Source organism: Dickeya sp. NCPPB 3274, from assembly GCF_000406205.1.
GTDB classification, from domain to species: Bacteria; Pseudomonadota; Gammaproteobacteria; order Enterobacterales; family Enterobacteriaceae; genus Dickeya; species Dickeya fangzhongdai.
This window is the reverse complement of the sequence record NZ_CM001979.1, coordinates 3,484,152-3,502,455: the sequence shown is the minus strand read 5'-3', so window position 1 is coordinate 3,502,455 and position 18,304 is coordinate 3,484,152. Positions and strand designations below refer to the sequence as shown.

The window sequence follows — 18,304 nt, the reverse complement described above, 5'->3', positions numbered from 1 at the left end:
TTTGAGTTTTACCTCCATTGCTGAGTAAGTTATTAGCCATCTTGCCTGCGGGTATCGCTGCAGGTTTCTGTTTCATCCCAGGACAACCGGCGTAGGAATTGCCGCACCGGTTGACGACAGTATCAAGGGCACGTTGGGTGTATGCGTAAAGGGCTACTCGGAATTTACGGTTGGATGCTGCTGGTGGCGCTGTTTGCCTTCAGTTCGGTAAGTATGGCCGCGACAGATCCTGCGCCGGATGGGCAGGAGGAAACCGCGGACAAGGTGAATGTGGATACCGAACTGGTAAAGCTGCAGAAACAGCTTGATGGCATCAAACAGCAGGTGTCCGGCACCACCACTGACGCCAAACTCAATGTATTGAACGATACCACGCTGGAACTGGTCGCCAATGCGGATAAACTCGCCGGCATCCTGACGCCGATGCGTGCGCAATTGCAGGCTCAACTGGACGTTCTGGGGCCGGCGCCGCAGCCGCAGGCAGCCGTGAACGAAACCGCCGAGGTCACGCGTAAGCGCGCCACGCTTAACCAGCAGAAGCAGAAACTGGATGCGCAGGCCAGCCAGGTGCAGGCGATAAAAACCGGGGCGGAGAACCTGTCGACGCAGATTCTGGCGCTGCGCCGGAATGCGCTGAAAAATCAGCTGGCGCTCAATTCCGGCAGTATTCTTGGCAGCCGCTTTTGGTCACCCATTATCAAGCCGATGCAGGAAGACATAGAGCGGTTATCCGATTTGAAGGATGACCTGAGCGAGGCGTTTATTGCCGCCTGGCAACCCGGATGGCGTTACGGGTCGGCATTTTTTCTGCTGCTGGCGGCGGCGCTGAGTACGACAGGGCGAAAGCTACTGGAAAAATATCTGGCGCGGGCGGGCATTTATTTGCTGCCGGAAGGTCGTCTGAGACGCAGTTTTCTGGCTATCGCGGTGGTGTTTTCCACTGTGCTGACGATGGGGCTGGCGGTCCTGCTGGTGGATTATGTTTTCACCCGCCATGGCGATGTGACCGATCGCGCCGAGGGATTCATGGAAAGCCTGGTCCGGCTGGTGGTGTTCTGTTCGATGATCTCCGGACTCGGGCGGGCTTTTCTCTCCAATAAACGCCCGTCGTGGCGCCTGCCGTCGATTGCCAACCCGGTGGCGCGGGCGATGGAGCCTTTCTCCGTTATCGCCACCGGCTTTATCGTTGTTTTTGGAATAATTGAGCAGATCAATACTGTCAGCGGCATTTCGGTGGGGGTGACGATAGTCGGCAACGGCCTATCGTCACTATTTCTGGCGCTGACGTCCGGGGCGATAGCCCTGCGCAGCGATCAGATTCGCCGGCGTATGGTGGAGGCGGGCGAAACGCCTGAAGCGCGTTCAACCCTGTCGGGATTGATTCATCTGGCCGTACTGTTGACCACGCTGGCGGTGCTGGTGTCGCTGCTGATTGGCTATATCTCGCTGGCGCGTTTCCTGACGTATGAACTGGTGTGGGTCGGTATGGTGTTATCCCTGCTGTACCTGTCGACCACTTTTGTGGAAGACGTGTGTGAAAGCCTGTTTTCCCCGGCTTTTGCCAGCGGACGGCAGATCAAACGAACGCTAAATCTGGATGATCGTCATCTGGATCAGGCTGCGGCCATTTTGTCCGCCGGGTTGAAAGTGCTGTTGATTCTGATGGCCGTAGTGGCATTGCTGAATGGCACGTTTGGTTCGACCACGCCGGTTGATCTGGTGCAGAAAGCGGTGGAGATCTGGGGTGGGAAGGGCCTGGAGTCCATCAGTATCGTACCTGCCCATTTGGTTAATGCCGTGGTCCTGCTGGTTATCGGCATTTACAGTCTGCGCGTATCCCGCCGCTGGCTGGAGCACGAATTCTTCCCGAAAACTACGCTGGAAGCCGGTATCAAGGCCTCTCTGGTGACGCTGTATTCCAATATTGGTTACATCCTGATTATTCTGCTGACGCTGGCGACGCTGGGTATCGAGTGGAGCAAGCTGGCGTGGATTGTCAGCGCCCTGTCGGTCGGGATCGGTTTTGGTTTACAGGAGATCGTGAAGAACTTTATTTCCGGGCTGATTCTGCTGACTGAACGGCCGGTCAAAGTGGGCGATCTGGTTAACATCAGTGGCGTTGAGGGAGATATCCGGCGCATCAATGTGCGCGCTACGGAAATTCAGTTGGGGGATCGTTCTACGGTGATTGTGCCCAACTCCCAGTTTATTTCACAGAATGTGCGCAACATTACCATGGGTAATCCGCAGGGGGTGGCGACACTGGCGCTGACCTTCCCATTGGATATTGATCCGGATGTGGTTAAAAATATTCTGCTGGATGCCTACGACGCGCATGAAAAAATTCTGGAAACCCCGGCGCCGTCGGTGATGTTCAGTCAACTGACCCCAAATGGCATGGTGCTCAGCGTGACTGGGTATGTCGGCAGCCCACGCATGGTGGCGTCGGCCAAAAGCGATCTGTTGTTCGATATCATCAAGCGCCTGAGAACAGAGAGTATTCCGTTGGCGGTGCCGCAGAAAATGGTGCTGGAAAGCAATGTAGATGTTGCCGCGTTGCAGGCGGATGCGTTGCCCAGACAGTAGCAGCGGTTGCCGTGTGCGTACAACGTATCACGGCAAACAGAAGCGGACCGGCTTTCATGATTGGATAGTGAGCCGGTCCGCAACGCGAGCGGGTTAACGTGTCTGCGCGTGGGCCATCTCGATGTAGATGTCGCGCAGGCAGCGTGTGACTGGGCCTGGTTTGCCGTCGCCTACCTGACGACCGTCGATTTTCACGACCGGCAAGACAAATGAGGTGGCGGAAGTGATGAATATCTCCCGCGCCTGCCAGGCTTCTTCCGGTGTGAACGGGCGTTCTTCTACAGCAATCTGCTGTTGCTCGGCCAGTTTCAGCAAGGACTGACGGGTAATGCCGTGCAGGATGTCGTGGCTCAGCGGGCGGGTAACGACGGTATTGTTTTCCAGCACGATATAGCAATTGCAGGAGGTGCCTTCGGTGACAAAACCGTTTTCGACTAACAGCGCATCGTCTGCCTGATGGGCGTGGGCGTACTCTTTTGCCATACAGGCGGCCAGCAGGCTGACCGTTTTGATATCACGGCGATGCCAGCGGATATCCGGGCAGGTGACTACGGACAACCCGGTCTCGGCTTTGGGATGATTGATGATCGGACGATCCTGGGTGAACAGGACCAGCGTCGGTCTGACCTCGGCCGACGGAAAGTAGAAATCGCGATCGCCGCCGTTGCCACGGCTGAGCTGAAGGTAAATCGAGCCTTCCTGCAGGTGGTTTCGTTCAATCAGTTGCTGGTGGATGGTTTTGAGGTCATCGATCGACACCGGCAGAGATAAGGACAGCTCGCGACAGGAACGTTGCAGCCGTACCAGATGCGCATCCAGATCGACCAGCCCGCCGTTGATGACGGACGTCACCTCATAGACGGCGTCGGCAAACAGAAAGCCGCGATCGAACACCGAAATGGTGGCCTGGGATTCCGGCAGGTACTGACCATCAACATAAACACTGCGCTGCATGACAACACTCCTTAATGATGTCGGGCATAAAAACCATGCCGCACTGCCGTATTGATGAGAGGCAACGGCTTCTGGGCATGAAAGAAAATTCAGGAATCGGACGGGCAGTTCTGCCGGCAGCAGTCGGAGGCATTGGAGGCAAAGATTGTCGCGCGTCGTAACCGCGCATAAAGATACTGATTTCTTTGATTGGGTGAAAGAGCGTTGCAACAGTCTGTCACAGGAAAAGGCGGCAAAGAGACGCCGGCGGCTGTTGACCCCGAAGCCCCATCGGCAGGCTAAAACGCGGGTGACAAAAAATAATCGCCAGGCGCTATCGACAAGTATCTGCCAACTGGGATAGGGTGAATGACGGTCCGTTTTGCGGGCCAGGCGTCGCTCGGACGGTCCGGGCGCTCACGTTATCCTGAGGATCCTATGGCTGATTTTAATTCTCCGCGCCGTTTCTCGCGCATCGAACGTCTTCCCCCTTACGTTTTTAATATCACTGCTGAGCTGAAAATGGCTGCCCGTCGTCGGGGTGAGGACATTATTGATTTCAGCATGGGTAACCCGGATGGCCCCACGCCGCCGCACATTGTCGAAAAACTGTGTACGGTAGCCCAGCGTGAAGATACCCACGGTTACTCCACATCACGCGGCATTCCCCGGTTGCGCCGGGCGATTTCCCGCTGGTATGACGATCGCTATCAGGTGGATATTGACCCGGAAAGCGAAGCGATTGTCACTATCGGTTCCAAAGAAGGTCTGGCGCATTTGATGCTGGCGACGCTCGATCACGGCGACACCGTGCTGGTGCCCAACCCCAGTTATCCGATCCACATCTATGGCGCGGTGATTGCCGGCGCACAGGTGCGTTCGGTGCCGCTGGTTGACGGCGTTGATTTCTTCAACGAGCTGGAACGGGCGATCCGCGAAAGTATTCCCAAGCCTAAGATGATGATTCTGGGCTTTCCGTCAAACCCGACCGCACAGTGTGTCGAGCTGGATTTTTTTGAGCGGGTCGTGGCGCTGGCCAAACAGTACGGGGTACTGGTGGTGCATGATCTGGCGTATGCCGACATCGTTTACGATGGCTGGAAAGCGCCGTCGATTATGCAGGTTCCCGGCGCCAAAGAGATCGCGGTGGAGTTCTTTACGCTGTCGAAGAGCTACAACATGGCGGGTTGGCGTATCGGTTTTATGGTCGGCAACCCCGAGCTGGTGAGCGCACTGGCGCGTATCAAGAGTTATCACGACTATGGCACGTTCACGCCGTTGCAGGTGGCGGCGATTGCTGCGCTGGAAGGCGATCAGCAGTGCGTGCGCGATATTGCCGAGCAGTACCGTCAGCGTCGTAATGTGCTGGTGCGCGGTCTGCATGAAGCTGGCTGGATGGTGGATGAACCGAAGGCGTCGATGTATGTGTGGGCGAAGATTCCGGACGCCTACGCCCATCTGGGGTCGCTGGAGTTCGCCAAGCGCCTGCTGGCGGAAGCGAAAGTCTGCGTATCGCCCGGTATTGGATTCGGCGATTACGGCGACACGCACGTGCGTTTCGCATTGATTGAAAATCAGGATCGTATTCGGCAGGCGGTGCGCGGCATCAAAGCCATGTTCCGGGCTGACGGGCTATTGTCCGGCAATAACTTGTTGTCCGGCAGTAAAAAAGGTGAGTAAGCGTCGGGCGGACTTGCAGAAATATTTTTCTGATGGTTTGATCACGCAGTTCCTTTGCCGCCGCTTGTGGCGGCAAAGGGATAATGGTTTGCTAAGCGTATGCCCAAGCCGGGCCTCCCAGAGATGGAACTTAATTAATAAGACGAGTCGAGTCATGCATGTATCTTCGCTAAAAGTGGTCCTTTTTGGTGTCTGTTGCCTGAGTCTGGCGGCCTGTCAGGCGCCGGCGCCGGTGAAAAACACCGCTTCCCGCAGTGCGGCCAGCGTGCCGACTAATGAGCAAATCAGCCAGTTGGCGTCATTGGTGGCGGCCAGTAAATACCTTCGGGTGCAGTGTGAACGCAGCGATTTGCCGGATGACGGCACCATCCTGAGAACGGCGGTGAACGTGGCGGCGAAAAAAGGCTGGGATACCAGTCGCTATCAATCTTTGCCGCAATTGAGCGAGAACCTGTATCAGGGGCTGTTGAAAGACGGCACGCCGAAAGCGACGCAGTGTTCTTCATTCAATCGCGCCATGACGCCGTTTCTTGACGCCATGCGTACCGTCCGCTAAGAGAGAAGCAACTGCATGATGTGCAGTTGCTGTGTCATTTCTTCGTTGTTCTGATCGTTTTCTCCGATTTTGACGCCGGCTCGGGTTCATTGACTGGTGCGGCGTCAGCGTCCGGCTTTCCGCCTGGCCAATCCTGCAACGAATCCAGAATGAATGCCTCGCCGTTAAAACTGAAGATCACCATATCCTGCTCAATCTGTTCGATCACCAACCCCTGATACGGACTGTCGCCTTCCCGGTAGCGTTCTCCGTTCAGGGTAACGCTGCGTTTGTCCGGATCAGACGTATAGACATGCGCGCTGAAGGCGATATAAGGCAACTCACCGGGTTTGGCCGTTTGCCAGCCGACCGCGGGTTTTAGCGGCTTATCTTCCGCAGTGGCATCTGGCGAGGCCGCGGCTTCCTTGTTATCCGTAGCGGCCTGAGGCGGGGGCGTGGTCGTAGCGGCGGCTGTCGCGGGCGCGACGATCTTGATCGGCGGGGCAGCGATTGCCGCCGTGGGAACTGAAAGCGAAGACGAGCTGACATCCGCCCAGCGTTGATGACCAAACCAACCCAGCGCGAACAGCAGCAACGCGTAGACAACCAGCAAATAACCGGGGATGCGGTAACCGGTCTGGGTTGATGATGTCACTTCCGGTGTTTTTTTCACGTTTTACCTCAAACGTTATACAACCTGACGCTCATCCTGAGCGCACCATAACAGACCTTGACGGAACGTCTGATGCCTCATTTTTCAGGGAATGAGAAGGAATAATCAACGTTTCATCCCATTTATGTGACCTGAATGCCATTTCGGCAACATTCTATTACGCTGATCATTAATGCCGGTAAAACTTTGAGGCTGGTCGCAAAAAAAAACCGGCAATATGTTTTAATGAAACAGCGTTTTACAATCATGATTGTGCTGTTATCGTCTATCCGCAAACCACAATAACGGTGGGCGATAGGATATCAGCAAGGTCCAGGCAAAAAGTCGTGCAGCAAATGCTGCGCAGTGAACATACTATCGTCCCAGTGTGATCAGTGATAGTAATCCATTATATCTGTGATGGCGTGAACACCTGATTTTAGAAAAATAGAAGCATTTAACTCATTCTATCTAAAATAATAGTTGGTGAACGGCGTACTCGCCAAACGTTGTCTGTTCGAGGGGCTGGCGCTTGTCGCTTCAGAGCAGATAAATTGGTATTGGAATCATAACCTATGAGGATTTCGGGCACTGCCCACTATAGAGTAACGTTTAGTCATGACAGTGACATGAACATGTAAATAACATGTGATGTTATTTTATCGTAGATGTGTTCCTGTTGCGAATCTGTGCCGAGCACAGCCGGTACGATTGAGCTTGCGGGAATAATAATAAGAAAATAGCGGTAAAAAGGTTGCTGACCGAAGGATTGTCAGGTTATTAACCTGAGTTATATTATCGGGCGTTTTGGCCTGATTCGGCACGGTGGCACTGCAAGTCGTTCGCCTGGCATAACAGGAAACAGGAAGCCTGTCTGTCAGTCATGCGGATACCGGCAGGTTGCGTGCAGGCTTAGCGTGACGGGCTGAAAGTGATCAAGGCATGATACATAATGCTGTTCTTGCCGCCTTTCCAGTGCCGGTCTGTTGAAGCGGGAGCTCGCTGTCTGGCTCGGTGAACTATATAGGGGTCGGTACGCGGTCAGGATAGTAACAATTGCAGACGTGCATTTTCATGAATGGCTGTGCATCATTTGAAAATGGCGTCATATGGCCCTTATGTCACGTTCGAGAACGTGGCAAGGATAATCGGCGAACACATAGGGATAATGTTTGCAGATGAATATCTCGAAACTGCCACCGTTATCTCCGTCTGTCATCAGACGGATTTTATTTTATCTACTGATGCTGCTCTTTTGTCAGCAACTGGCAATGATCTTCTGGCGTATTGGTTTACCGGACAATGCGCCGGTCGCCAGCGTGCAGATCACCCCGGCACAGGCCAGACAGCAGCCTGTCACCCTGAATGATTTTACGTTATTCGGCGTTTCTCCCGAGAAAAATAAGACGGGCGCGCTGGATGCGTCGCAAATGAGCAATCTGCCTCCTTCCACGTTGAATCTTTCGCTGACCGGCGTTATGGCTGGCGACGACGATTCCCGTTCTATCGCCATCATCAGCAAAGACAACGAGCAGTTCAGTCGCGGCGTCAATGAAGAGGTTCCCGGTTATAACGCCAGAATCGTATCTATCCGGCCGGATAAAGTGGTGCTGCAGTATCAGGGGCGTTATGAAGTGCTGGGATTGTACGGTCAGGAGGATAACGGTCAGGACGGCGTCCCAGGCGCGCAGGTCAATGAGCAGCTTCAGCAGCGCGCATCCACCACCATGAGCGATTACGTCTCTTTCTCCCCGATCATGAACGACAGCAAGCTGCAGGGCTACCGGTTGAACCCGGGGCCGAAGAGCGATTCATTCTACCGCGTCGGACTTCAGGATAACGATATGGCCGTTGCCCTGAACGGGTTGGATTTGCGTGACGAAGAGCAGGCGAAAAAAGCCATGGAACGCATGGCTGATGTGCATAACTTTACCCTGACGGTGGAGCGGGATGGCCAGCGTCAGGATATTTATATGGAATTTGGGGGAGATGAGTAACGTGCTTGGCAAAGGGATCAAAAAAAGCTGGGGGTGGCTGGGGCTAACCGTTCTCCTGCTTGGCTCGCCGTATGGCTGGGCTGCCGAATTTTCAGCCAGTTTCAAAGGAACCGATATTCAGGAGTTCATCAATACGGTCAGTAAGAACCTGAACAAAACGGTGATTATTGACCCGACGGTTCGCGGCACCATCAGCGTGCGCAGTTACGACATGATGAACGAAGGGCAGTATTACCAGTTTTTCCTCAGTGTGCTGGATGTGTATGGCTTTTCGGTGGTGCCGATGGATAACGGCGTATTGAAAGTCATCCGTTCCAAAGATGCTAAATCGTCCTCCATTCCGCTGGCTAATAATGAACAGCCGGGGATCGGCGACGAACTGGTGACCCGCGTGGTGCCGCTCAACAATGTGGCGGCACGTGATTTGGCCCCGTTGCTGCGTCAGCTTAACGATAACGCCGGCGCCGGCACCGTGGTGCATTATGAGCCGTCCAACGTGCTGTTGATGACCGGGCGCGCCGCGGTCATCAAACGTCTGGTGGACATCGTCAATACGGTGGATAAGACCGGCGATCGTGAAATGGTCACCGTCCCATTGACCTACGCATCGGCGGAAGACGTTGCCAAACTGGTCAACGATCTCAACAAGAGCGATGAGAAGAACGCATTGCCAAGCACCATGCTGGCTAACGTGGTGGCGGATGGCCGCACCAACTCAGTGGTGGTGAGCGGTGAAGAAAACGCCCGTCAGCGCGCGGTGGAAATGATCCGCCAGCTGGATCGCAAGCAGGTGGTGCAGGGCGGAACCAAGGTCATCTATCTCAAGTACGCCAAGGCGCTGGATCTGATCGAAGTGCTGGCCGGCAACGGCACCAGCGGCAACCGCAATTCGTCGTCGAATGCGTCGCGGCCGTCATCGCCGCGTTCCAGCAGTAACTCAAACAGCAACAGCAACTCCGGTTCGTCCAGCAACGCTTCTTCCGGCAGTTCGTCTTCGTCGTCCAGTTCCAGTATGGGATTTGGCTCCGCTTTTGGTTCGACCAGCAGTTCGGGCGGCCGCACTATCACGATTCAGGGCAAAGAAGTGACGGTTCGCGCCCATGATCAGACCAACTCGCTGATCATTACCGCGCCGCCCGATATCATGCGAGACCTGGAGCAGGTGATCAATCAACTGGATATTCGCCGTCCGCAGGTACTGGTGGAAGCGATCATCGCCGAAATTCAGGATGCCGACGGGTTGAATCTGGGGATCCAGTGGGCCAACAAACGAGCCGGCATGACCCAGTTCACCAACACGGGCATACCGATTTCAACGGCGGTGATCGGAACCGATCAGTTCCGCAACGACGGCACGCTGACGACGGCGTATGCCAGCGCGCTCGGCAGTTTCAACGGCATTACCGCCGGTTTTTATCGCGGCAACTGGTCAATGTTGCTGACAGCGCTGTCCAGCGACAGCAAAAACGATGTACTGGCGACGCCGAGCATTGTGACGCTGGATAACATGGAAGCGACCTTCAATGTGGGTCAGGAAGTGCCGGTACTGACCGGTTCGCAGACCACATCGGCCGATAACATTTTCAATACCGTCGAACGTAAGACCGTCGGTATCAAGCTGCGAGTCAAACCGCAGATCAACGAAGGCGATTCGGTGTTGCTGCAGATTGAGCAGGAAGTTTCCAGCGTGGCGGACAGCAACAGTAGTACCAACAGTTCACTCGGCGTGACGTTCAATACCCGCACCGTGAACAATGCGGTGATGGTCACCAATGGCGAAACCGTGGTTGTGGGCGGCCTGCTCGATAAAACCGCCGTTGAAACCAATAACAAGGTACCGTTGCTGGGCGATATTCCGTGGCTGGGCAGCCTGTTTCGTTCGAAAAGTCAGACGGTGAGCAAACGCAACCTGATGCTGTTTTTGCGTCCGACCATTATTCGTGACCCAAGACAGTTCCAGGAAGCGTCGATCAACAAATACCGTTCCTTCAATAATGAACAGCAGCAGCAACGCGGCGAAGGCAACGGCGTGCTGGACAACAATACCCTGCGTTTGTCCGGCGGCAACACGTACACCTTCCATCAGGTACAATCATCCATCTCCGCCTTTTATCAGCCGGAGGGGCGATGAGCGATCAGCCTGTCAACACGCCTGAACTGCGACCGGTGCTGCCGTTTGCCTTTGCCCGGGCGCAGCAGATTCTGTTGTTGCAGGATGAGTCGGCTACGGCGGCGGAAGTGGTGTGCGTGCCCGACACGCCAGCGCCGGCGTTGCTGGAGGCGCGCCGGGTCGCCGGGGTGCCGTTGACGGTGAGTCAGGTCAGCCCGGAAGAGTTTGAACGACAACTGGTGATGCGTTATCAGCGCGATTCCGAAGAGGCGCGCCGCCTGATGGAGGACATCGGCAACGATATTGACTTCTACACGCTGGCGGAAGAGCTGCCGGACAGCGACGACTTGCTGGATGGCGAAGATGACGCGCCGATTATTCGGCTGATCAATGCCATGCTCACCGAAGCCATCAAGCACAAGGCTTCGGATATCCATATCGAAACCTTTGAACGTCACCTGTTAATCCGATTTCGTATCGATGGCGTGCTGCGGGAAATCCTGCGGCCGCAGCGCCAGCTGGCGTCATTGCTGGTTTCCCGTATCAAGGTTATGGCCAAGCTGGATATCGCCGAAAAGCGTGTCCCGCAGGATGGCCGTATGGCGCTGCGCATTGGCGGCCGCGCTATTGACGTGCGTGTGTCGACCCTGCCTTCCAACTACGGCGAGCGCGTGGTGTTGCGTCTGCTCGACAAGAACAGCGTCCGGCTGGATCTGGAAACGCTGGGGATGGCCGAGCACAACCGTCGTCAACTGGATACGTTGATCCACCGTCCGCACGGTATCATTCTGGTAACCGGGCCTACCGGCTCGGGCAAAAGTACTACCCTGTATGCGGCGCTGAGCCGTCTCAATTCCGCCGAACGCAACATTATGACGGTGGAAGACCCGATTGAATACGAGCTGGAAGGCATCGGGCAGACCCAGGTCAACCCTAAGGTCGACATGACCTTCGCCCGCGGTTTGCGCGCGATTCTGCGTCAGGACCCGGATGTAGTGCTGGTGGGGGAAATCCGTGACGGCGAAACCGCGCAAATCGCGGTGCAGGCGTCGCTGACCGGCCATCTGGTGCTGTCCACGTTGCATACCAACAGCGCGCTGGGCGCGTTGTCCCGTCTGCAGGATATGGGCATCGAGCCGTTCCTGTTGTCCACATCGCTGTTGGGGGTGCTGGCGCAGCGGCTGGTGCGTACGCTGTGCCCGTCTTGCCGTCAGCCTTATGTCCTCAACGACGAACAGGCGCAGCAGACCGGTCTGGCGGCGGGGACCACGCTTTACCATCCCGGCGGCTGCGAAAAGTGCAACTACAGCGGTTATCGCGGCCGTACCGGCATCCATGAACTGCTGCTGATCGACGATACGGTGCGCACCGCCATTCATCACGGCGAAAGTGAACTGGGTATCGCCCGGATGCTGGGCGACACGCGGGTTACGATTCGTCAGGACGGGCTGGATAAGGTTCTGGCGGGCATCACCACCTGGGAAGAGGTGGTGCGTGTAACGAAAGAGGAATGACATGGCGCTGTTCCAGTATCAGGCATTGAACGCTCAGGGAAAGAAAAGTCAGGGCATGCAGGAAGCGGATTCTGCTCGTCACGCACGTCAATTGCTGCGTGAAAAGGGGCTGGTGCCGGTCAAAATTGAGGAACAGCGCGGCGAAGTGACCACCCGCAGCGGCTTCTCTCTGTCGTTGCGCCGTTCGCATCGTATTAGCGCCAGCGATCTGGCGTTGCTGACCCGTCAACTGGCGACGCTGGTGGCGGCGGCATTGCCGCTGGAAGAGGCGTTGGACGCCGTGGCGAAACAGAGTGAAAAGCCGAAGCTAAGCGCGCTGATGGCGGCGGTGCGCGCTAAAGTGGTGGAAGGGCATTCGCTGGCCGAGGCGATGGGCAATTTTCCCGGCAGTTTCGAGCGTCTGTATTGCGCTATGGTGGCGGCGGGCGAGGCCTCCGGCCATCTGGATGCGGTGCTGAACCGGTTGGCGGATTACACCGAGCAGCGTCAACAGATGCGCAGCCGTATCCAACAGGCGATGATTTATCCTTGCGTGTTGACCCTGGTGGCGATTTCTGTAGTGTCTATCCTGCTGTCCGCGGTGGTGCCCAAGGTGGTCGAACAGTTTATCCACATGAAGCAGGCGCTGCCGCTGTCCACCCGGCTGCTGATGGGTGTCAGCGATGCGGTGAGGGCCTATGGGCCCTGGGTGGTTTTATTGCTGGTGCTGGCGGTGATGGGACTTCGCGTGTTGCTGCGTCAGGAAAAGCACCGTCTCGTTTTCCATCGGCGTTTGTTGTTCCTTCCCTTGATCGGGCGTATTGCGCGGGGGCTTAACACCGCCCGTTACGCCCGCACCCTGAGTATTCTTAATTCCAGCGCTGTGCCGCTGTTGCAGGCGATGCGTATCAGCGGCGATGTGCTGACCAACGATTACGCCCGCTTTCGGCTGGGGCAGGCGACCGATGCGGTGCGTGAAGGCGTGAGCCTGCACAAAGCGCTGGAGCAGACGTCGCTGTTTCCGCCGATGATGCGTCACATGATCGCCAGCGGCGAGCGCAGCGGCGAACTGGATGGCATGCTGACCCGCGCGGCGGATAATCAGGATCGCGAGTTCAGCGCCCAGATGACGTTGGCGCTGGGGTTGTTTGAACCGCTGTTGGTTGTCAGTATGGCCGGTATTGTGTTGTTTATCGTGCTGGCGATTCTCCAGCCGATCCTGCAGTTGAATACTCTGATGAGTATGTAGCGAAGATTGATACGTTTAATGAGGTAACGAAAAGATGGAACGACGTCAGCGAGGTTTTACCCTGTTGGAAATCATGGTGGTCATCGTCATTCTCGGCGTACTGGCCAGTCTGGTTGTCCCGAACCTGATGGGCAACAAAGAAAAAGCCGACAGGCAGAAAGCCATCAGCGACATAGTCGCGCTGGAGAGCGCGCTGGATATGTACAAGCTGGACAACAGCCGTTACCCGACGACTGAGCAAGGGCTGGGGGCGCTGGTGAAAAAACCGACCACGCCGCCGGAACCACGCAATTACCCCCAGGATGGTTATATTCGCCGCTTGCCGCAGGACCCGTGGGGCGCGGAATACCAGTTGGTCAGCCCCGGCCGTCACGGCAAGGTGGACGTGTTCTCCTACGGTCCGGATGGTATGCCGGATACGGATGACGACATCGGTAACTGGAATGTCGGTAACGGCGCGCACAGCAACGGTAGTAACGGTAACGGGAACCCCTGATCGTGCGTCAGCGGGGATTTACGCTGCTGGAGATCATGCTGGTGGTGCTGCTGGCCGGTTTGGCCGCCACGCTGGTAATGATGGCGATTCCTGCGCCTAAGCAGCAGGACAGCGGCTGGCAAATCGCCCGCTTCAAGGCGCAGCTGCAGTACGCGGTGGAGGACAGCCAGATGAATGACCATATTCTGGGCATTTATATTCAGCCTCGCCGCTGGCAATACGCGTTGCTGCAACGTCAGGTGGTGGAGAATTCTCCGGAAGATCAGCAACGCCTGCGTTATGTCTGGGTACCCTGGCAGCCGTACCGGATGTCCTCGCCCAGCGAGTTGCCGGATGGCTTTCAGATCGAACTGTCCACGCAGGTGGGCGCCGCGGGGGATGGCGCCGGGTTTTCGCCGGGCAATGGCGACCCGCACATCCTGATCCTGCCGGGCGGCGAAGTCACGCCATTTCGTCTGACTTTGCGGAATGGCAGCAATTCAGCCTGGCTGCAGGTGGATACCAATGGCCGGGTGCAAACGTCGCCGGAAGCGGAGCAGTAAGGGATGAAACAGCAGGGAATGACGTTGCTCGAAGTGATGGTGGCGTTGGTGATTTTCGCGCTGGCCGGACTGACGGTGCTGAAAACGACCGCACAGCAGGCGAACGGGCTTGGTCGACTGGAAGAGAAAACTTTTGCGATCTGGATTGCGGAAAACCAGCAGGCGACGATGCGGCTGGAAAAACAGTGGCCGCAGACGCAATGGGTGGATGGCGAAGTCAATTTTGCCGGCTCGCTCTGGTTCTGGCGCATTCAGGGCGTGGCAACGGCGGATACGCGAGTGCGCGCGGTGGATGTTGAGGTTCGTCATGAGCGCGACAGCCGGGCCGCCGATGCCGTATTGCGCAGCTATCAGGTTCAGCCGGGAGAACCCGCGCAGTGAAACGGCCAGATCGCGGATTTACCCTGCTGGAAGTGATGCTGGCGCTGGCGATTTTCGCCGCGCTCAGCCTGGCCGCTTCGCAGGTAATGAACGGCGTGATGCGCAACGATGAGGTTTCGGCGCGTAAAGAGGCTCGTCTGGCGGAGTTGCAACGGGCTTTTTCCCTGATGGAGCGGGATTTTTCACAAATCGTTCCCCGCCGTAGTCAGGGCTATGAGCTGGGGTTTTACGCCGAACGTTATCAATTAAGCAGCGCTGACTGGGCGGTCAGTTTCATCCGCAATGGCTGGCTCAATCCGCTGGGTATTATGCCGCGATCTGAGCTGCAACGCGTCGGGTACCGCTTACGCGGCGATACGCTGGAACGGCTGTTTTATGATTCTTCCGAGCCGCTGTCTACGCAGGAGGCGGCGATACGTCCGGTGTTAACCGGCGTGACCGGGTTTGTCTTGCGCTTTTTCGGCAAGGATGGCTGGCAGGATCGCTGGGACGATCCGGCTCGCCTGCCGCAGGGCATTGCGATTGTCGTTACCTTGCGGGACTACGGTGAGATTACCCGCGTGTTCCTGGTGACGCCGCGCTATGTGGAGGCGCAGGGCAAGGGCGGCCCGAATGGCAATAATGGCGATGAGAACAAGGACGAGAACAGTCAGGATCAGCCGCCGCAGGAAAATACCGATTCGTCCGGCGAGCAGAATCAGGCATCGCCGGACGACAACGGCGGAGGTGACTCATGAGTCGTCGGCAACGCGGCGTCGCCCTGTTGATTGTGATGCTGATGCTGGCGTTGATGGTCACCATTGCCGCGGCGATTACAGAGCGCAGCGGCAAGGCGTGGCAACGCACCAGCAATTTGCTGAACCGCACGCAGGCTCGCTGGTATGCGCTGGGCGCAGAAGCGCTGATTTCCAGTGCGTTGCAGCGTGATGCTCAGGCATCGCCGGAAAGCACCTTTATCGGTCAACCCTGGTCGAAGGTGGATCATCAGATGATGGCGGACGGCAGCGAAATCCGTGCGCAGGTGCTGGACGGTCAGGCGTGTCTCAATCTTAACGCGCTCAGTCCGGCCAAAAAACCGATGCCCAATAATGCATCCGGTAATAACAATAACGCTAATAACAATGCCAGCAGCAACGCCAGCAGCAGTAATACCGACACCAACAATCAAAGCCCGCCTTCCAAAGGCGGTAATCCCGAACAGGGGCCTTATGCCGCGCAGGTATTTCGGCAGTTGCTGATGGTGCTGGGAGAAGATCCGAAGCAGGCTGAGCGCGTGACGGATGCGGTGCGCGACTGGATCGACGAGGATAGCGAACCGTTGATGAACGGCGCGGAAGACGACAGCTATGTCAACTTTCACCCCGGCAACCAGCGTATGACGGACGTCACGGAACTGCGGGCGGTTATGGGCGTGGATGCGGCGCTGTACCGCCGGTTACTGCCTTATGTATGCGTGTTGCCGGTGGACAAGCTGGTTGTCAACGTCAATACCCTGACGCCAGAGAGCGCGCCATTGCTGTCGGCGCTGTTCATGGGGGAGATGAGTACGGAAGCGGCCGAGCGCGTTTTGCTGCAACGTCCGCCTCAGGGATGGCGTAATCTTAATGAATTTATGGGACTGTCGCCACTGCCGGAAAACGCTAAAACCGGCGTCCGTCAGGCGCTGGCGATCAAGAGCGACTGGTTCTTCGCCGACATTCAGATACGGGTGGACGACAGTGAATTCTATCAACGCAGTCTGTTTCATCGTGGCAAGCAGATTGAGGTGGTACAACGTCAGTACGGGGGATATAGGACGGTGAACCCATGAACAGGGCCGAGAACGTCAGCGGCAAACAACAGCTGATTCTGCGGTTGTCCGCAGAGACTTCAGACAGCCTGGAATGGCTGATCTGGTCTGTCAGCCGCCACCAGACCCTGACGCAGGGCAACGGAACGCTGGAGCGTCTTCAGTCGGTGCTGGCGGATTATCCGGTGATGTCGGTGCGGGTACTGGTGCCGTCGACCGATGTCACGTTTCATAGCCTGTCGTTGCCGCGTCAGTCGCGCCGACAATTGCTGCAAGCTATTCCGTTTATGCTGGAAGAGCAGGTGGCGAGCGATATCGACCAACTGCATTTTGCCGTCATGGAAATGCAGGGGGATAACGCGACCGTCGCGGTGGTGCAGAAATCACGACTGCGGTCATGGCTGAATCTGTGTGAGACATTGGGAGTGGCGGTAGAGACGGTTGTGCCGGATGTGATGGCGCTGCCGCGAGCCGACAGCGCCTGGAGCGCCATCAGCCATCGGAATCTGTGGCTGTTTCGATTAGATACCGGCATTGGCATGGCGGCGGAAGATAGCTGGTATCAGTCGCTGCTGGCCGGTTTTCAGCCGTTGCCCGCCGTGCACTGCTATAGCCCGGTGCCTGCGTCGGCTCTGACCTGGCAACCGCAACCGGTGACGGATTTGCTGACGCTGGCCGCGCAGGCCAGTCTGCCGATGAGTATGGATCTGCGGCAGGGTGAGTACGCGCCAGTGAAGCCCTGGAAACAGGCGGTGCTGCCGTGGCGCAATGTGCTGATCGCCTTGTTCGCCTGGTTGCTGCTGGTGCTGGGCGAGTCGGTCTGGACCCATTACCAGTTGTATCGTCAGGCGGATTACTGGCGTCAGGAGAGTGTGCGGATGTACCGCAAACTGTTTCCGGACGAGAAGCAAGTGGTGAACCCACGAGCGCAGATGCAACGTCATTTGCAGGAGGCCCGTTCCGGCATGAGCGGCTTTGCGCTGACGGAACAGATGAACCGGTTGCAGCAACTGGTGGCGCAGAATGACGGCGTGTCGCTGCAATCGCTATCGTACGATCGCAGCCGCGATGAGCTGCGTCTCAGCCTGCGTGCGACGTCTTATGCGCAGATGGAACAGTTCCGCCAGCAGGCTCAGGCCTATTTCCAGATCCCGCCGGGTGAAATGAAGCAGGAAAAAGACCATGTGGAAGGCCAGTTAACCCTGAGGAGTCAGCCATGAATGAATTGCGTCGTCGCTGGCAGATAATGAGCCAGCGCGAACGGATGATGACGCTGGCGTGCGGCGGTCTGGTGCTGTTGTGCCTGCTGTATTATTTGTGCTGGGCGCCGTGGCAGGAGCGGGCGCGGCAGTGGCGAATGACTATTGACCGCGAACGCCAGACCGTGCGCTGGATGCAGCAACAGGCGCCGCGTTTGCCGCCGACGGAAGGCGCGCGGCGGCAGATCGCCGGGCGGGACATCAGCCTGACGGTGCTGGTGCCGCAAAGCGCGGCCCGCTACGGTATTACCGTGTTGCGTATGCAGCCGCAGGAGTCGCAGGTGTCGGTGACGCTGGCCCGTAGCGATTTCAACAATCTGCTGCACTGGCTGGCAGAACTGGAGCAGAAAAACGGCGTGATCACCCAGGGGCTGGACGTCACGGCAGTTCCCAACAGCGCCGGCATGGTGGAGGTGACCCGGTTGTCGCTGGAGCGGGTGCTGTAACCGGCGAAACTGTCAGCCTGCCTGACGCTAGACGGCAGGCAGGGGTTGATGCCTCCGCCGACAATCAACCAGTCTGCGCGCCGACGCGCAAAAAACGATGTCTGTGATTCACCGGTCTGGCACGGGCTGACGTCTTGTGTCAGCATACCGGGCCAT

Annotated in this window: 16 protein-coding genes; 14 read left to right on the top strand and 2 right to left on the bottom strand. The window is 57.0% G+C overall.

Annotated features, from left to right (window positions below; all coding sequences use genetic code 11):
- The first annotated feature begins 141 nt into the window (after positions 1-141).
- The gene (locus DXX3274_RS15595) at positions 142-2,586 is read left to right on the top strand and encodes a DUF3772 domain-containing protein (protein ID WP_042860554.1); all 2,445 of its coding nucleotides are present in this window, start codon (positions 142-144) and stop codon (positions 2,584-2,586) included.
- Positions 2,587-2,679: 93 nt separating this feature from the next.
- On the opposite strand, the gene DXX3274_RS15590 is transcribed toward DXX3274_RS15595, so the two are convergent.
- Positions 2,680-3,540: a D-amino-acid transaminase gene (locus tag DXX3274_RS15590; protein ID WP_042860553.1), complete on the bottom strand. Its 861-nt coding sequence runs from the start codon at positions 3,538-3,540 to the stop codon at positions 2,680-2,682.
- 417 nt (positions 3,541-3,957) lie between these two features.
- On the opposite strand from DXX3274_RS15590, the gene alaC reads away from it, so the two are divergent.
- Together alaC and outS are read left to right on the top strand one after the other, a co-directional pair.
- Entirely contained in the window at positions 3,958-5,199 is a 1,242-nt protein-coding gene (alaC, locus tag DXX3274_RS15585; protein WP_042862165.1) for an alanine transaminase, read from the top strand.
- A gap of 154 nt (positions 5,200-5,353) precedes the next feature.
- Positions 5,354-5,755 (top strand): GspS family T2SS pilot lipoprotein variant OutS, encoded by a 402-nt coding sequence (gene outS / locus DXX3274_RS15580; protein ID WP_042860551.1) that lies wholly within the window; start codon positions 5,354-5,356, stop codon positions 5,753-5,755.
- Between the two features lie 34 nt (positions 5,756-5,789).
- Here the strand turns inward: outS and gspB are convergent, their stop codons facing one another.
- Complete coding sequence (gene gspB, locus DXX3274_RS15575) at positions 5,790-6,407, bottom strand: type II secretion system assembly factor GspB (RefSeq protein ID WP_042860550.1); 618 nt, start codon at positions 6,405-6,407, stop codon at positions 5,790-5,792.
- 1,157 nt (positions 6,408-7,564) lie between these two features.
- Here gspB and gspC point away from each other — a divergent pair.
- From gspC to gspM, 11 genes are read left to right on the top strand one after another with little or no spacing between them, the layout of a single operon-like run.
- A complete protein-coding gene (gene gspC, locus DXX3274_RS15570; protein ID WP_038667245.1) occupies positions 7,565-8,383 on the top strand; it encodes a type II secretion system protein GspC in 819 nt (272 codons plus the stop codon).
- Positions 8,337-10,514 carry a type II secretion system secretin GspD gene (gene gspD, locus DXX3274_RS15565; RefSeq protein ID WP_371206786.1) on the top strand — a complete coding sequence of 726 codons (2,178 nt, stop codon included), beginning with the start codon at positions 8,337-8,339 and terminating at the stop codon, positions 10,512-10,514. The genes gspC and gspD overlap by 47 nt, the downstream gene beginning before the upstream one ends.
- Positions 10,511-12,007 carry a type II secretion system ATPase GspE gene (gene gspE / locus DXX3274_RS15560; protein ID WP_042860549.1) on the top strand — a complete coding sequence of 499 codons (1,497 nt, stop codon included), beginning with the start codon at positions 10,511-10,513 and terminating at the stop codon, positions 12,005-12,007. The genes gspD and gspE overlap by 4 nt, the downstream gene beginning before the upstream one ends.
- Before the next feature lies 1 nt (position 12,008).
- The gene (gene gspF, locus DXX3274_RS15555; RefSeq protein ID WP_038667254.1) at positions 12,009-13,235 is read left to right on the top strand and encodes a type II secretion system inner membrane protein GspF; all 1,227 of its coding nucleotides are present in this window, start codon (positions 12,009-12,011) and stop codon (positions 13,233-13,235) included.
- Positions 13,236-13,269: 34 nt separating this feature from the next.
- A complete protein-coding gene (gspG, locus tag DXX3274_RS15550) occupies positions 13,270-13,731 on the top strand; it encodes a type II secretion system major pseudopilin GspG (RefSeq protein WP_042860548.1) in 462 nt (153 codons plus the stop codon).
- A 2-nt stretch (positions 13,732-13,733) separates the two neighbouring features.
- Positions 13,734-14,273: a type II secretion system minor pseudopilin GspH gene (gene gspH, locus DXX3274_RS15545; RefSeq protein ID WP_042860547.1), complete on the top strand. Its 540-nt coding sequence runs from the start codon at positions 13,734-13,736 to the stop codon at positions 14,271-14,273.
- Positions 14,274-14,276: 3 nt separating this feature from the next.
- Entirely contained in the window at positions 14,277-14,654 is a 378-nt protein-coding gene (gene gspI / locus DXX3274_RS15540) for a type II secretion system minor pseudopilin GspI (protein WP_042860546.1), read from the top strand.
- Positions 14,651-15,391: a type II secretion system minor pseudopilin GspJ gene (gene gspJ / locus DXX3274_RS15535; protein WP_042860545.1), complete on the top strand. Its 741-nt coding sequence runs from the start codon at positions 14,651-14,653 to the stop codon at positions 15,389-15,391. Before gspI ends, gspJ begins: the two co-directional genes overlap by 4 nt.
- Positions 15,388-16,464: a type II secretion system minor pseudopilin GspK gene (gene gspK, locus DXX3274_RS15530; protein WP_042860544.1), complete on the top strand. Its 1,077-nt coding sequence runs from the start codon at positions 15,388-15,390 to the stop codon at positions 16,462-16,464. Before gspJ ends, gspK begins: the two co-directional genes overlap by 4 nt.
- Entirely contained in the window at positions 16,461-17,663 is a 1,203-nt protein-coding gene (gene gspL, locus DXX3274_RS15525) for a type II secretion system protein GspL (protein ID WP_042860543.1), read from the top strand. The genes gspK and gspL overlap by 4 nt, the downstream gene beginning before the upstream one ends.
- Positions 17,660-18,148, top strand: coding sequence for a type II secretion system protein GspM (gene gspM / locus DXX3274_RS15520; RefSeq protein WP_042860542.1), 489 nt, complete (start codon positions 17,660-17,662; stop codon positions 18,146-18,148). Before gspL ends, gspM begins: the two co-directional genes overlap by 4 nt.
- Positions 18,149-18,304: the final 156 nt, after the last annotated feature.